Below are 16,076 nucleotides of genomic sequence, written 5' to 3' on the forward strand. Positions count from 1 at the left end.
CGCCTAGGATTCTTCCATGACCACGCTTGCCGCCGACCGCGAAATCGAAAGCCTGATGGCGCTTCACCCGAAGGGCTTCGACCTTTCGCTCGACCGCATTTCGCGGCTGCTCGAGCGGCTCGGCAATCCGCAGGACCAGCTGCCGCGGGTCATCCACATCGCCGGCACCAACGGCAAGGGCTCCTGTGCCGCCTTTTCACGGGCGCTGCTCGAAGCCGCCGGCTACCGCGTCCACGTCCACACCTCGCCACATCTGGTGAACTGGCACGAGCGCTACCGGCTGGCCGCCGATGGCGGCGGCAAGCTGGTGGACGACAAGGTCTTCGCCGAAGCCATCGCCCGCGTCGCCAAAGCCAATCAGGGCCAGAAGATCACCGTCTTCGAAATCCTCACCGCCGTCACCTTCCTGCTGTTTTCCGAACATCCGGCCGATGCCGTCATCCTCGAGGTCGGCCTTGGCGGCCGCTTCGACGCCACCAATGTCATCGCCGAGCCGGCCGTGTCGGTGATCATGCCCGTCTCGCTCGACCACGAAGCCTATCTCGGCGACCGCGTCGAGCTGATCGCCGCCGAAAAGGCCGGCATCATCAAGCGCGGATGCCCGGTCGTCATCGGCGCGCAGGAAAGCGAGACGGCGCAGAAGGTGCTCATCGAAACCGCCGAGCGGCTCGACTGCCCCGCCTTCCTCTATGGCCAGGACTTCCTTGCCTATGAGGAAAACGGCCGCATGGTCTATCAGGACGAAGACGGATTGATGGACCTGCCGCCGCCGCGCCTGCCGGGACGCCACCAATTCGCCAATGCGGCGGCGGCGATCGCGGCGGTCAAGGCGGCGGGTTTCGAGATCAGCCACCGCGCCGCCGAGAAGGCGATGGCCAATGTTGCCTGGCCGGGCCGGATGCAGAAGCTGCCTCAGGGCCGGCTGAGCGAACTGGCGCCAAAGGGCGCCGACATCTGGCTCGACGGCGGCCACAATCCCGGCGCCGGCGTGGTCGTCGCCGAGGCGCTGGCCGAGCAGGAGGAAAAGAACCCGCGGCCGCTGTTCCTGATCTCGGGCATGATCAACACCAAGGACCAGAGCGGCTATTTCCGCGCCTTCAAAGGGCTGGTCCGGCATGTCTACACCGTGCCGGTGAGCCTGAGCGACGCCGGCGTGCCGAACGACGAACTGGCGACGCGCGCTACCGAGGCCGGCCTGTCGGCCGAACCGGTCAGTTCTGTCGCCAATGCGCTGATGCTGCTGCGCGACACATGGGACGGACCACCGCCACGCATCCTGATCGGCGGATCGCTTTACCTGGCCGGCGCGGTATTGGCCGAAAACGGCACGCCGCCGGTTTGAGGCGTGCTTCAGCCGGACAGACCTACCAGATCACCGGAGCAGCCAATCATGATCAAGGTAAAGCAGCTCGCCCACGTTTGCATTTTCGCGAATGACTTGGAGATGACGCGAAGCTTCTATCGGGACGTCCTCGGCATGGACACGCAGTTCAATTTCCAGCGCGACGGGAAGATTTTCGGCTTCTACCTCAATTGCGGCAGCCGTAGCCATGTCGAGGTGTTCCAGAAAGGCGGCGCAAGCTATGGCGACTTGAACCAGATCAACCACTTCTGCCTCGAAGTGGAGAACATCGACGCCGCGATCGCCCATCTGGGGTCAAAGGGCGTTCATGTCACTTCCAAGAAACGCGCGTGCGATGACACCTACCAGGCTTGGATCCGTGACCCCAACGGCGTGAAGATAGAACTGTTCGAATACACTGAGAAAAGCGCCCAATTCCTCGGCGGCGATCGTATCGCGGATTGGTGAATAGCGCCTCGCCGGACAATTGTAGCGGCGCAGCCGATGGCTGGTGGACTATTTCAGCTCGACCTCGATGAAGGCGAATTCGCCATCGTTTGCGCTGATGACGTCATGTTCGACGCCCTCGTTGCGGAAATACGGCGCGCCCTTCTTCATCTCGGCGAAGGATTCGCCATCCTTGGTCACGAGCTTCACCTTGCCGTCGGTCAGCGGCACGATCACATAGTCGTGGCCATGGCGGTGCCAACCGGTGTTGTCGCCGGGAGCGAAGCGGTATTCGGTGACGATGACGCGCTCATTGTCGATGAAGACGGTGGCCTTGGCGGATCCGGTCATATCGCTTCTCCTTTGTATTCAGAAGAGAAGAATACCGGGCGGCAGGCCGCGAGTGCCAGAGCGGCCCACCAATGACGCCAGCAAAAGAAAAGCCCGGCGCGAGGCCGGGCTTTTCTGCATAATTTGATCGGATCAGGCGAGACTGCCGTTGATCCAGTGCGACAATGCGGTCTTCGGCACGGCACCGACCTTCATGTCGGCGACTTCGCCGCCCTTGAAGATCATCAGCGTCGGGATCGAGCGCACGCCGAACTGCGCGGCCAGCTCAGGATTCTCGTCGATGTTGAGCTTGGCGATCTTTATCTTGCTGCCGAGCTCGATGGCGATGTCCTCGAGCGCCGGGGCGATCATCTTGCACGGGCCGCACCATTCCGCCCAGAAATCGACCACGACCGGCTCCTTGGCGTTGAGCACGTCGGCCTGGAAATTGCTCTTGTCGACCTTGACGGTGGCCATGCTGAGATCCTTTCGATTTGTTCGTCGCACCAAATGTGGTGGTGATCGCATCCGTCTTCAAGCAAGTGTTGTGTCACGCTCCCGTGAGTCTAGCAAGCGCGTCGTCCATGGCCGCTGCCGGCAGCTCGATCAGCCTCGGCGCCTCGGTGAACAGCAGCGCCGCCGAGACCTCGTGTCCCGGATAGAGCGGCTGAAGCAGCGCGCGATAAAGCGCGAGTTGCAGAACATAGGCTTGCGGCACTTCGGCGAGCGTAGCTGGCGCTGGCCGATTGGTCTTGTAGTCGACGATCGAAACCTTGTCCGGCGTTACTGCCAACCGGTCGATCTTGCCGGAAATCGAGCGCAGTTTGCCCCTCACCTCCAGGCTGCCCATGATGGCGACTTCAGCGCGCGAGTTTGGCGCAAACAGCGGCGCAAAGCGGCTGTCGGCAAGAATTCTGAAAACGCCAGCCAAGGCCTTGCCGCGCTCGTCGTCGGGCCATTCCGCGCCGGCTCTTGCCAGATAGCGTTCGGCGGCATCCAGGCGTTTTTCCTCGGCGATGCCGGGCAGCATCTGTAGCAATTTATGCAGCGCCAGCCCGCGCATGACGGCAAAGCCGGGCTCGGCGTCGGCATCCAGTACCGGCGAACGCGTGTCGGCCACCGCTTGCCGCGCCTCCTCGATCAGCACCGAGGCGCCGGACGGCGAGAGCGGCCGCGGCAATTCCTCGAAGGGCGGCAGAGGCTGGAACAGGGTTTCCGGCAGTGGCGCAAAGCGTTCCGCCTGTCGTGCCTCGTCCACAGCCGACAGCGGCATTGGCGGCAGCTTCGTCACCTGGAAACGATGCACGGTCTCGCCAGTGGCGGGATGCCGGCGTTCCTCGCTGTCCGCGGCACCGACCAGTGCGCGGCTGACGATCGAATGCCAGGTGCCGGTATTCGGCGCCCGCTTGCCATGGTAGCCGCAGACGATCAGCCGATCCTCGGCGCGGGTCATGCCGACATAAAGCAGCCGGCGATATTCGTCGTCGGCGAGTTCGCGGGCGCGGGCCGATGCGGTACGTGAAAACCCATTGGCGACATCGCTGGCCGAACGCCAGAGATAGCCCTTGCCCTCCCAGCAGTCGCCCGAACCTTCGAACGGCATCAATCTCGGCAGATGCTGGTCGCTGAACGGCGCGGAGCCGCCATCGACCAGGAATACCACCGGCGCTTCAAGGCCTTTGGCCGCATGCACGGTCATGACGCGAACCTCGTCGCGGGTCTGGTCCATCTCGCGCTTGATCTCGGGGCCGGCGTTTTCCAGCACCGACAGGAAGGATTCCAGTCCCGGCAGGCCGGTCCGTTCTTCGGCCAGGCAGAAATTGAGGAATTCGTCGAGGATGTCGCCGGCCTCCGGCCCGAGCCGCGCGATCATCTTCTTGCGCAGACCGTCGCGGGCGAGAGCCGCGGCATAGAATTGGAACACCGGCTTGAATGCGGCTTCTTTCGACCACGTGTCGAGCCGGCCGACGACGGCGGCCAACGCTTCGCTTTCGCCGGCATGCCGGCGCAGCGAGGCGATCAGCGAGACGCCGGACGGCCTCTCGGCAGCAAGCGCGAAAAGCTGCTCTTCCGAGACATCGAAGATCGGGCTGCGCAGCACGGCGGCCAGCGACAGATCGTCCTCAGGCTGGATGAGGAAATGGCCAAGCGCGATCAGGTCTTTTACCGCGATATGGCCGGGCAGGCTGAGCCGGTCGGCGCCGGCCACCGGGATGTCGCGGCGCTTCAGCGCCCGCGTCAGCGCATGGACGAAGCGATCGCGCTTGCGCACCAGCACCAGCACGTCGCCGGGCCGGAGTTTCTTGCCGCGGCCTTCGATGACCTCACCGCTGCCGATCCAGCCGGCAATGGTCGCGGCGACGTTTTCGGCGACGCGGACTGCTGGCGCGTGAGCATGGTCGACCGCTTGCGTCCAATCGTCGGGTTCGTCGACGACGTCGGCGCCGATCGACGGCCAGACCTCGACATAACCCGGCGCATCGCTACGGATCGCCTTGTGGTCGAGCGGATCGGGATCGTGGCTGATGCCGCGCCGCACGTTCGGGTCGGCAAAGACACGGTCGACGGCCGCAAGAACATCTTCGGTCGAGCGGAACGACCAGGTCAGCTTGAGATCGGCGAAGGCGGCCTCGGCGGATCTGACTTTGCCGGCAAACAAAAGCCGGCTGTCGGCAAAGGAATCCGGGGCGGCTCCCTGGAAGGAGTAGATCGACTGCTTTTCGTCGCCGACGGCAAAGATGGTGCGGTGGACGGCGTCGCGTGCGCCGAGCCCGGCAAAGAACTCCTCCGCCAGCCGCTTGACCACCTCCCACTGGTCGGGACTGGTGTCCTGCGCCTCGTCGAGGAGGATGTGGTCGATGCCCCGATCGAGCTTGTATTGCACCCAGGGGCCGGCGTCAGGCCGCGCCAGTAGATTGACCGTGCGGGTGATCAGGTCGTTGAAGTCGAGGAAGCCTCGGGCGCGCTTCAATTGCTCGTAGCGGGCGATCAGCCAGTCGGCGATGGTCAGCGCCGCACGCGTGCCCTCCAGCATCCTGAACAAGGCCAGCCGGTCGGAGATTTCGAGAATGGCGTCGACCGCCGCCAGATAACGTTCGGCAAGATCGGGCTGCCGGCCAAGCAATGCCCTTTTAAACGTCTTTGCCGGATCGTAAGGCTCGCCGTCGGCCCTCAGGAAAGCCTTGGAGAGCAAATTCAGGCGACGGACCGGATCCTTCTCGGCGAAGGCAAGACGGGCATATGGCAGCAGATTATTCAGCACGATGCGCGCATCAGCGGCGTCCGCCGCCCGTGAAAAGGTGACGAGATAATCCGGCAGGAAGCCGGGCAGCGGCCAGACCGAGGCGGCTATGCCTTCGACGGTCTGGCCGGCGCGGAAGTGGAACTCGTCGAACAGCGCCTGAAAACCATCGCCGCCGGCCGCGGCGATGAAGGCGCGCAAACCGTCTCGCTTGCGCACGATCTCCGCGAGCAGTGCGTCGAGCCCATGTTCGCCACCGCGCTCCAGCACGGTGGCAAAAGCTTCGGCCAATGCCGCATCGCCTGCAACGCCGCCCGAAATCATGTCGCGGCGGGCAGCGGCGAACAGCGAAGCCTCCACTTGCGGATCAAGCATTTCGAAATGTGCCGGGATGTTGGCTTCCAGCGGGAACTGATGCAGCACCGATTCGCAGAAGGCGTGGATGGTCTGGATCTTCAGCCCGCCCGGTGTTTCCAGCGCCTCGGCAAACAACCGCCGCGCCCGGCGCATGGTTTCGCCGTCGGGCTGGCGGCCGTCCAGCAACTCTATCCGCGTCGAGAGCTCGCCATCGCCCAGGGCCGTCCATTGCGACAGGGTCGAAAACACCCGGTTCGACATGTTGGCGGCGGCGGCACGCGTATAGGTCAGGCACAGGATCTTGGACGGATCGGTGCCGCGCAGCAGAAGCCGGATAACTCGCTGGGCGAGTACATGGGTCTTGCCGGATCCGGCATTGGCCGACACCCAGGCGGAATTGCGCGGGTCGGAGGCGCTTGCCTGACTGGCGGCGGTGTCGCTTGGAATGGGGTAGGCCTTTTTCATGCCTCCCCTGCCTCGTCGTCGGCGTCGCCGCCGGCCGACCATTCGAGCACGCGGGCGAGATGGTCGTAGTCGCCGTCGGTCTCACCCTCGCGGAACGGCAGTGCCCGCGACAGATAGCCGGTCGCGGGGTCGGCGTAGTGGATCAGCAGTTTTTCGAGCCGCGCCCAGGCCTCCTCGGCGAGATCGGCGGCGGTTCGCGGCTTGCGGTTGTATTCGAGGATGGATTCCTCGAAGACTTCGCCATTCGGCTTCAGCCGCACGAAGGCCAGTTGCGACGGCTCGCATGCGCCAAGCTCCTTGAAGGCGCCGCGACGCAGCAGCGCGCCCTCCAGCGCCAGTTGCGGCGCGAGCAGCGTGTGCGCCTGTGCCTTGGATGGCGAGGAGCCGGTCTTGTAGTCGAGAATGTCGGCCATGCCGCCAGCCAACAGATCGATGCGATCGGCATAGCCGGACAGGGTCACGCCGGATCGGCCGACGCCAGTCTTTTCGGCACGCTCCTCGGCGTGCCGCCGTGCCACGGCGGCGGCCCGGCCACGCTCCCATTCGATGATGCCTGCGGCAAGCTTTTCGAAGCGCGGCCACCACACCGCCTCGACATCGGCGGGCAGGGCGGCGTCGGCAAAGCAGGACCGGCCTGCGGCGATGAGCCCGTCCAGCGCGTCCGGTGCGCGCGGATCGGCAACTCTCCCCGTGAAGAGGTGCAGAATAGCGTGAAACAGCGTGCCACGCTCGGCAGCGCCCGGATCGCGAATGACCGGATCGAGCGGCATCAGGCCGAGTATCCTTCTGGCATAGACCGCATAGGGATCGCGACGCAGCGTTTCGATCTCGGTGACCGAGAAGTGGTGCGGCCGCGCGGCGAGCGGCGGTTTCGGCTGCGGCCGCGGCGCAAAGTCCTGCTTTTCGCCGGCATCGAGCGCACGCACCCAGGCGAGCAGCTCATCGCCGCGCCGGCGAAGTGCCGCGGCATGATCCTCGCCGACGAAAGTAAGGATACGCTGCAGCCAGCGCGAGGGCACCGACGGTGCGTCGCCGGAACGGGCGGAGCGAGCCAGCACCACTTTTTTGGCGCCCATCGCCATCTGGAAATCATGGGCGGCAAGGCCGATGCGCCGCTCCGGCGGTTCGAGATCGATGCCGGTCTTCATCAGCCGCGACATGAAGCGGTCGCTCTCCGGCTTGCGCGGCCACACGCCTTCGTTGAGCCCGCCGACGACCAGCGTGTCGACGTCCTGAAGCCGCGCTTCCAGCACGCCCCAGATGGCGATGTTCCTGTCGGTGCCCTGCGCCGGCTTGACCGTCTCGGGCGCGATCAGCGCCTCCATCACGTTAGGCCATTCGTCAGCGGCGAAGGCGAACGACACCGAGGCCGCGACCAGCCCGCGCAAGAGCTCGGCGAGCTTTTCGCCGGCATCGCCGGAATAGAGTTCGCTCAGGCTGCCGTCGGCGGCGCGGCCGAGGCTTTCGAGCACGCCGACACTGGCGCGCACAAGCGTGGCAAGATCGGCATTCTCCTCGCCGCGAAAGGCAACCAGCGGCGCCAGCGCGGCCGTTAACCGGATCAGCAGACCGCGCGCCTGTTCGATGCGCCTGACCGAGAGCCGCGATCGCCAGAAAGGCGGGCGGCGATTGCCGCCGTCGTCGAATTCGAGGAGCCGGCTATCGAAGAGCTGCGGCAGCGACGCGACGTCCGGACGCCCGGTGCCGCCGCGCAGCGCCACGAGTTCGACGATTTCGGCCGCATGGCGCAGGCTCGCCCGCTCCAGGCCGAGGCCAAGCAGGGGGTGCTTGAGCAGCGACAGCACGGCGACCGGGTCGCCCGGACGCAAGGCTGCCTGAAGCGCCAGCCTGAGCAGGCTGGCGGCTGGAGTGTTGATGAGCGGCGTGCCGCCGGAATCGTCGGCGGCGACGCCGAAGCGTTGCAGCTCGACCGAGACCCGCCGCGCCAGAGCACGGTCGCCGGTGACCAGCGCTGCGCGCTGGCCGGGCTGTTCGACGGCCCTTTTGAGCGCGACGGCGATCGCCACGGCTTCGTCGCGTTCGCAGGCCGCTTCGAGAAGCGTCACGCCGGCGAAGGCCTCGGCAATATCGCCAACGGTGAAACGGGCGCGCGTCTGCGCCCACAGCTCGGTAGTCTCCGCCGGGCGCAGCGCTTCGCCGACAAGTGCGGCGCGCAGTGCAAGCGGCCGCGGCGCAACAGCAAGATCTTCGACGTCGGCGCGCGGCACGCCGATCTTGCCGATCAACTTTGCCAGGCCGTATTGCGGGTGACCAAGCAGAGCGGGGCGCGCACCGAGTGCACTGATCGCGGCAAAGGACGGCTCGTCCAGCGCCCGGTCGAGGCCGGGCAGCACAACGGCGCCATTGGGCAGACCGGCTATCACGGCAAGCAGCTCGGCCGTGGCGGGAATGGAGCCGGTGGAGCCGGCGGCGATCACCGGTCCGGCCGGCGGGTTGCGCTTTAGCCGCGCCGCCTCCAGCCTTATCAGGGCGTTACGATGCGCGGCCGGATTGGAGCGATGGCGCTCCTCGAGCAGCTTCGGCCAGTTCTCGGTGACGATGGTCAGGAAATCGAGCGTCACCTGCCACCAGCCTGCCAGGTTGCCGGTCACAAGGTCGGCGAGCCTTGCCCAATCCGTGCCCTCGGTCTCGATCTCATCCATCAGGCGCGCCAGCTCGCGCGCCAGCCAGATGGCGTCGGCGGCGGAGGCCGGAATGACGATCTCCTCGTCGAACAATGCCGCGACATGTGCCGGCAGGCGGCGTTTCCACGCCCGCACCAGCGGCGCAAGCAGCAACAGGCGCTCTGCCGCGGCGATCGGCGGCGCAAGGTCGATGGCGGCCGAAGCTCCCGCCTCGAAGGCGGCTTCATCTTCATCGAACTCGCCAAGCGGGCGGATGACCGGCAGGATCGCCGAGCGGCTTCCCGAGCGCGAGAGAGCATCGACGAATTCGCCGCGAAGCGCCCGCGCCGCACGGCGCGTCGGCACATAGATGGTGAGATCGGCAAGCATCAGCGGATCGCCATCATAGGCAAAGCCGGGAACCAGGCGCCCTGCAAGCAGCGCCTCGGCCAGCGTCGGCAGGAACGGCGCTCCGGGCGGGATCGAGAAAACGCGGCGGGAGCCGCTCATTTCGACTCGGTAAGAGCGCCGGGTGCCTCAGCAACAGCATCGGGCGTGCCGCCAAGCGCGGCGGCGACCGCTGCTTCCGCCCGCGGGATCGCGTCAGGTGTGCCAACGGTGACCCAGTGACCCTGCATTTTCATGCCGAACAGCCGGCCGGCGGTGATTGCCGCATCGAAATAGGCGTTGAGCGACAACGGGCCGGCCGGCGCATCCTTGAAGATGCGCGGATGAACGATTGCGGCGCCGGCATAGATCAAGCCGGCCGGATCATTGTTCGCACGCCGCAAGGCGCCGTCCGGCGGCATCAGGAAATCGGTGCCGCCGCTATGTCCGGTGGCCGACTGGAGATCCGCAAGCATCAGCAGAATGTCCATTGTCGCGCCCTCCCATGCAAGGGCAAGTCGCCTGAGATTGGAAACGCCGCTGTCGATCCAGAAGGTGTCGGCGTTGAGCACATAGAAGGGCGCCCCCAAGCTGGGCAGTGCCTTGACGATACCGCCGGCTGAGTCGAGCAAGCCCCCACTCTCATCCGAGATGACGATCCTCGGCGCAATGCGGCGGGTTACGTGGTCCACGATCTGTTGCGGCAGGTAATGCACGTTGACGACGGCCTTGGCGACGCCGGCTTCGGCTAGGCAGTCCAGCCCCCAGTCGAGCAATGTCTTGCCGGCGACCTTGACCAGCGGCTTCGGCATGGTCTCGGTGATCGGCCGCATGCGCTTGCCGAGCCCGGCGGCGAGCACCATGGCGGTCGTCGGCATCGGTCCCTCGTCCGACGCCTTCGGGGCCAAATCCTTAGCCGTCAAATCGACCGTTCCTCCAGCAAGCCGTGAGCGATATAGAAATCCTGCAGCCCTGCCAGCGCCGGATGCGCCAGCGCCCGGCGAAGATAGTCGCGGATGCGCGGCAGATGCTTCAGATAATAAGGCTTGCCGTCACGTTTTTCGAGCCGCACGAAGATGCCGAGAATCTTGGAATTGCGCTGTGCGGCCATGATTGCGTAGGTTTCGCGGAATTCGTCCTCGTCGAAAACGCCGGCCGCGCGTCGCGCGGCGACATAGGCGGCGAGCGTGTGCTTTTCGATTTCGGGTGAAATGGTGACGCGCGCGTCCATGGCGAGCGAGGCGACGTCGTAGGCGGACGGTCCGATCAGCGCGTCCTGGACGTCAACGACGCCGAGGCGGTCATGACCGGAACGGTCACCGCGCCAGATCAGGTTGGGCGAATGAAAGTCGCGCAGCATCAGCGTGTATTCGCGCCCTTGAAGCCGATCGAGCACCGCATTCCATTCGCTGCGGTAACCGGCGCGCAGCACCTCGGTTGGCGGAGCGCCTGATATCGCCGGGACATACCAGTCGACCAGCAATTCGGCCTCGATCATCATGGCGTCGCGGTCGAAAGGCGGCACCTGGTGGAAGACGCCGGGGCCGGCCTGCATACGGGCCGGCCATGTTTTGCCGTGCATCATGGCAAGCAGTTCGGCCGCCGCAGCGTAGCGCTCGGCCACCGGCTGGCCGCGCTTGTCGAGAAACCCTTGGGAACCGAGATGTTCCAGCAGGAGAAAACCCTGGTCGAGGTCCTGGGCATGGATTTCCGGGACGCTGACGCCCCCGGCCCGCAAGGCCCGGTCGATGGCGACGAACGCCGAAACGGATTGGGCGGTGTGGGCGATCTCGGCATAGGGTTTGCCGTCGCGGACTGGCGGGCCTAGCACCAGCCTTGGCGAGTTCATCAGCACGCGCGGGAGAAACCCGGCGAGCGTGACGATCTCGTAGGAGCGGGCCGAGGCATCACCGATGAAATATCGCCGCTGCGCTTCGCCCCAACCGGCCTGGCCGAGAAAATCGCGCATTGCCAGCGATCGCGCCGCGCGCTCGAAGGCGGCGCCCTCTCCCGATAGTCTCGCCAGTCGGCCGTCGCCCTGCTGGAGAAGTTCGACCAGCACCGAGGTTTTCGGCAAATATGCCTCTGCCCGCTCCGGCCATTCGACCAGCGCAGCGCCTTGCGTCAGCGCCTCGTCGAAGCCCAGCTCGTCCAGCTCGGATGCCGTGCCCAGGCGGTAGAGATCGAAATGATGGACCTGCACACGCGTGTCGTAGCTCTGGACCAGCGTGAAGGTGGGGCTCGGCACGTCGAGGCCGGCATCGTCGGCCAGTGCCCTGATCAGCGCCCGCGCCAAGGTCGATTTGCCGGCGCCGAGATCGCCCTTGAGAGCGAGCACGTCACCAATGCGCAGCGACATGGCGAGGTCCTCACCAAGCCTTGCCGTCGCAGCCTCGTCGGCGAGAAAACGCTCCAGCACCAATACCGCCATCGAACGCGCTACTCGGCCGCCGCGCGGATGCCCGACGGCGTGTCGGGAAAGGCACAAACAACCGTGGTGCCCTTATCCCTGCCGGTCTCGATGCGGACGCTGCCGCCATGCAGTTCGACAAAGCTCTTGACGATCGACAGGCCGAGCCCGGCGCCACGGCGGCGGCCGCCATTGGCGCGCGGCTCGAAGCGCCGGAACACTGAGTCAAGCACGTCCGGCGGCATGCCGGGGCCGTCATCGTGAACGGAAAACTCCACGCCGTCGGCAAGTTGGCGGCAGGCGAGCGTTATGGTGCTCGCCTCCGGCGCGTAATTGGCGGCATTGCTGAGCAGATTGTAGAGGATCTGGCGAACGCGGATCTCGTCGCCGTGGAAGGTCTTCGGTGCGGCCGCCGCGTCGATCCTAAGCTTGATCGCATGTTCCTCCAGCCGGTCGGCGACCAGTTCGGCGGCAGCTGTAATGGTTCGGTCGACGTGAACTTCGGAAATGTCGAGTTCCATGATGCCGGCATCCACCGTCGCCAGATCGAGGATGTCGTTGACGATGGTGAGCAGGACCGAGGAGGACGAGCCGACATGCCCGATATATTCGCGTTGCTTCTGGTTCAGCGGACCAGTCGACGGCAGTGAAAGAAGCTCGGTAAAGCCGATGATGTTGGTGAGTGGCGAGCGCAGCTCATAGGAGACGTGCTGCACGAATTCATTCTTGATCTGGTCGGACTTTTGCAGGGCCTCATTCTTGTCCTTCAGCGCCCGCTCGACATTGACGCTGTCGGTAACGTCGACGAAGGTCATCATCACCTGGCCGTTGGGCAAAGGGATGACGGCGTAGCGCAAAACGGTGCCGTTGTGCAATTCGGTCTGGCCGTAGCGGTCGCGGCGCTCGTCGTCGAAGCCGGTGATGGCGGCAACGAACCAGCCCCACGGACTGTCTATGGCATGGCGGTCGCAAAGGTCGCGGATCGTCGAGACATGGACGTTGGGTTTTGAGGCATCGGCATCCAGCCCCCACAGTGCCGCGAAGGCCGGGTTGGACAATCTCAGCCTGCCGTCGGGGCCAAACACCGCGACGCCTTCGGCGAGGTTGTCGAGCGTTTCGCCCTGAACCCGGACGGCGGTCTGGTAGCGGCTTTCAAGGTCCATCTTCTCGGTCAGATTCTCGAACACCCAGGTCACGCCGCCCTTGGGCTGCGGGTTGGCGACGACGCGAATGGTTTTGCCGTCCGGCAGATGCCACCAATGCTCCTGCGATTCAACCGCGCGGTAAGCGCCGAGCAGGCTCTCTTTCCAGCGCCGCCATTCGGGCTGCTCGGCGATCTTGCCTTCGCTGCGCAGGCGATCGAGCAGCAAGGCGTTGTCCGGCGCGCTGTGCAGGAAGCCGCTGTCGAGGCCCCATAGTTTCTGGAACGCCTGATTGAAAAACCGCAATTTCTCGTCGGTATCGAAAATCGCCACCGCGGTGTTGAGCTGATCGAGCGTATCGGCGTGGCTCTGCACGGTCCGCTCATATTCGGCGCGAATGGCCTCAATAGCGCTGATGTCGCAGGCGAGACCAGCCGAACCATCCGCCCCGGCAAAATCGGTCACCGCAAACACACGGCGGTCGCCTTCGATCACCGTGGAGAGTGTCTGTTCGAAGACGGGGTGCGACTTGTGCTGCGCAGCGATCGTGTCGCGCGCCTGGCCGCCGAGGAATTCCTTGCCAGCGCGGACCGCCGCTTCGGCATTCTCGGCCTCGACCGCTTCGGCATAGGCCCGGTTGACCCATTTCAGCCGCCCGTCGACGGTGCGCAGCCATGACGGCATCTTGAGCGCATCGAGAAGGCCGATCAGCGTCTCATGGTCGGCGGCTAAGCGCTGGTTCTCGATTTTCAGCCTGGCCTGGCTTCGCTGTGTCTCCGACAGCGAGACGAAGCGAACCAGCACATGCGCCGCACTTTTGCGCCCATGGACCTCGAGCGGCTGGCCGGCCTGCGATTCGATGACCAGATCGAACGGCTTTGCTTTATCCCGCAGCGCCGCGACGGCATGTTCAAGTGCGGCCGCCGAACGCGGCATCAGCCAGCGGCCGAAAGCCAGGAAAGCCGCCCTGTCCTCCGGCGCGCCGCTTTCGATCGGCAACGTCCCGACAAGCTCGGGTTTCTTGTTCTCGGCGGCCCACACGACCACGCGCTGATCGCGGGAATGGAGCAGTGCCTCCGAGCGCTGCAGCGCGGCATTGACGTCGGCGATGCGGGTCCTGAGCTCGGCATTTTCCGCCGAGGTGCGCGCCCTTTCGCGGATCAGAAAGATGGCCGACAGCAATGCCGCCCCCATGACGCCGACGAACATGGCGAGTTGCATCACCTCGACCGTGCTGACCGACAGGCCGGCCTTTTGCGCCACGCGTGTCTGGGCATGTGCAGTAAAGCCAAGCAGCGGACCAACCAGCGCGGAAGAAGCCAGCAGCACCCCGACGCGGCTCCCGGCACGCCATAAAAGGCTGCCGCCTCCAGCAGCGGAGCCCGTAGTCGAATCGTTATGGCCGCCGGAAACGGCCTGTCCCGCGCAAGGCGGGTTGTCCCCCGGCATGTCTTGGTCCTCTTCGCCGCCTGAATGCAAGACCGCCCTGATGCGTGCGCCCGGGCCTCGTCCCGGGACCGCGAATCAGCACCATAGCGCTTGCGCGAATCGGCGTGAAGAATCAATCAGCGCAAAAATAAAGCCGGGCGAAAAGTCAATCACCCGGCTTCAATATCTAGTAGCAACTTTCGCCGTGGTTAATAGCGGTAGTGTTCCGGCTTGAACGGTCCCTGCGGGGTGACGCCGATATAGGCCGCCTGTTCGCCGGACAGTTCGGTCAGGCGGGCTCCGAGCTTATCGAGATGCAGGCGCGCAACCTTTTCGTCGAGATGCTTCGGCAGGACATAGACCTGGTTTTCGTACTGGCCGGGCTTGGTGTACAGCTCGATCTGGGCCAACACCTGGTTGGTGAAGGACGCCGACATGACGAAGCTCGGATGGCCGGTGGCGTTGCCGAGGTTGAGCAGACGGCCTTCCGACAAAAGGATCATCCGTTTGCCGTCCGGGAAGGTGATCAGATCCACCTGCGGCTTGATGTTGGTCCACTTCAGATTGCGCAGCGAGGCCACCTGGATCTCGTTGTCGAAGTGACCGATGTTGCCGACGATCACCATGTCCTTCATCAGGCGCATGTGGTCGAGGGTGACGACGTCCTTGTTGCCGGTGGTGGTGATGACGATGTCGGCCGTCGGTGCCGCGTCTTCGAGCGTGACCACCTCGAAACCGTCCATCGCCGCCTGCAGCGCGCAGATCGGATCGACCTCGGTAACCTTGACACGGGCGCCGGCGCCCTTGAGCGAAGCCGACGAGCCCTTGCCGACGTCGCCATAGCCGCAGACCACCGCGACCTTGCCGGCCATCATCGTGTCGGTGCCGCGGCGAATGCCGTCGACAAGCGATTCCTTGCAGCCGTATTTGTTGTCGAATTTCGACTTGGTCACGGAATCATTGACGTTGATCGCCGGGAACGGCAGCAAGCCTTTTTTCTGCAGCTGATAGAGCCGGTTGACGCCGGTCGTCGTCTCTTCGGTGACGCCGCGGATCGCTTTCTTCTGCTTGGTGAAGAAGTCGGGCGATGCCTGCATGCGCTTCTTGATCTGGGCAAACAGGATTTCTTCCTCTTCGCTGCCTGGATTGGACAGCACATCCTCGCCGGCCTCGGCGCGGGCGCCGATCAGGATGTACATGGTGGCATCGCCACCGTCGTCGAGGATCATGTTGGAGGTGCCGCCATCGGCCCACTGGAAGATCTTGTCGGTGTAGACCCAATAATCCTCCAGCGTCTCGCCCTTGACGGCAAACACCGGAATTCCGGCCTCGGCAATGGCCGCGGCAGCGTGGTCCTGGGTCGAGAAGATGTTGCAGGAAGCCCAGCGTATATCGGCGCCGAGCGCCTTAAGCGTTTCGATCAGCACCGCCGTCTGGATGGTCATGTGCAGTGAGCCGGTGATGCGCGCGCCCTTGAGCGGCTTCTTGTCGCCGAATTCCTCGCGGCAGGCCATCAGGCCCGGCATTTCGGTTTCGGCGATCTCGATCTCCTTGCGGCCCCAGCCGGCAAGCGCGATGTCTGCGACCACATAGTCCTTGCTACCCGTCATGGCAGTGCTCCGATGCGAATTGATTGCGGGACGCGCCCGCCCCGAAGGCGTGTCGGAGGGCGCGAGTTGCCGGCCTGACTAGCAGATCGGGAGTGGGACGACAATGGGATATAAAGAAATCTTTATCCGTGCATGTCTTCAGCGGCGGGCGGCCATGAGAGCGCAGAAGGGGTGCTGTCCAAGGTGGCTGTCACTAAAGCGCGTCGCGTTCGACCGGCCTCATGCGACGCGCTTGTCTTATGACATTCATTGCCAAGAGGCGAGAATGAACCGCTGGGAGAGAGTAGCAGCTC

General features: G+C 64.8%; 10 protein-coding genes. 2 read left to right on the top strand and 8 right to left on the bottom strand.

Going from position 1 to position 16,076, the window contains the following annotated elements; genetic code table 11:
• The first annotated feature begins 16 nt into the window (after positions 1 to 16).
• Positions 17 to 1,342 (top strand): bifunctional folylpolyglutamate synthase/dihydrofolate synthase, encoded by a 1,326-nt coding sequence (locus tag AC0L2P_RS18975; RefSeq protein ID WP_473502910.1) that lies wholly within the window; start codon positions 17 to 19, stop codon positions 1,340 to 1,342.
• A 48-nt stretch (positions 1,343 to 1,390) separates the two neighbouring features.
• Positions 1,391 to 1,810: a VOC family protein gene (locus tag AC0L2P_RS18980; protein WP_473502912.1), complete on the top strand. Its 420-nt coding sequence runs from the start codon at positions 1,391 to 1,393 to the stop codon at positions 1,808 to 1,810.
• 48 nt (positions 1,811 to 1,858) lie between these two features.
• Here AC0L2P_RS18980 and AC0L2P_RS18985 read toward each other — a convergent pair whose 3' ends face one another.
• The 8 genes from AC0L2P_RS18985 to ahcY form a co-directional block, all read right to left on the bottom strand.
• Positions 1,859 to 2,140 carry a cupin domain-containing protein gene (locus AC0L2P_RS18985; protein ID WP_473502914.1) on the bottom strand — a complete coding sequence of 94 codons (282 nt, stop codon included), beginning with the start codon at positions 2,138 to 2,140 and terminating at the stop codon, positions 1,859 to 1,861.
• 132 nt (positions 2,141 to 2,272) lie between these two features.
• Positions 2,273 to 2,596 carry a thioredoxin gene (trxA, locus tag AC0L2P_RS18990; RefSeq protein WP_473502916.1) on the bottom strand — a complete coding sequence of 108 codons (324 nt, stop codon included), beginning with the start codon at positions 2,594 to 2,596 and terminating at the stop codon, positions 2,273 to 2,275.
• Between the two features lie 73 nt (positions 2,597 to 2,669).
• Positions 2,670 to 6,182, bottom strand: a complete 3,513-nt coding sequence (addA, locus tag AC0L2P_RS18995; protein ID WP_473502918.1) for a double-strand break repair helicase AddA — start codon at positions 6,180 to 6,182, stop codon at positions 2,670 to 2,672.
• On the bottom strand, positions 6,179 to 9,316 hold the full coding sequence (gene addB, locus AC0L2P_RS19000) for a double-strand break repair protein AddB (protein ID WP_473502919.1): 3,138 nt from the start codon (positions 9,314 to 9,316) through the stop codon (positions 6,179 to 6,181). Before addB ends, addA begins: the two co-directional genes overlap by 4 nt.
• Positions 9,313 to 10,071, bottom strand: a complete 759-nt coding sequence (locus AC0L2P_RS19005) for a nucleotidyltransferase family protein (protein ID WP_473502921.1) — start codon at positions 10,069 to 10,071, stop codon at positions 9,313 to 9,315. The genes addB and AC0L2P_RS19005 overlap by 4 nt, the downstream gene beginning before the upstream one ends.
• Before the next feature lie 41 nt (positions 10,072 to 10,112).
• Positions 10,113 to 11,624: a tRNA (adenosine(37)-N6)-threonylcarbamoyltransferase complex ATPase subunit type 1 TsaE gene (gene tsaE, locus AC0L2P_RS19010; RefSeq protein WP_473502923.1), complete on the bottom strand. Its 1,512-nt coding sequence runs from the start codon at positions 11,622 to 11,624 to the stop codon at positions 10,113 to 10,115.
• An 8-nt stretch (positions 11,625 to 11,632) separates the two neighbouring features.
• Complete coding sequence (locus tag AC0L2P_RS19015; RefSeq protein WP_473502925.1) at positions 11,633 to 14,194, bottom strand: sensor histidine kinase; 2,562 nt, start codon at positions 14,192 to 14,194, stop codon at positions 11,633 to 11,635.
• Positions 14,195 to 14,382: 188 nt separating this feature from the next.
• Positions 14,383 to 15,783 (bottom strand): adenosylhomocysteinase, encoded by a 1,401-nt coding sequence (gene ahcY / locus AC0L2P_RS19020; protein WP_473502927.1) that lies wholly within the window; start codon positions 15,781 to 15,783, stop codon positions 14,383 to 14,385.
• Positions 15,784 to 16,076: the final 293 nt, after the last annotated feature.

This window comes from Mesorhizobium sp. WSM4836 (genome assembly GCF_055811815.1).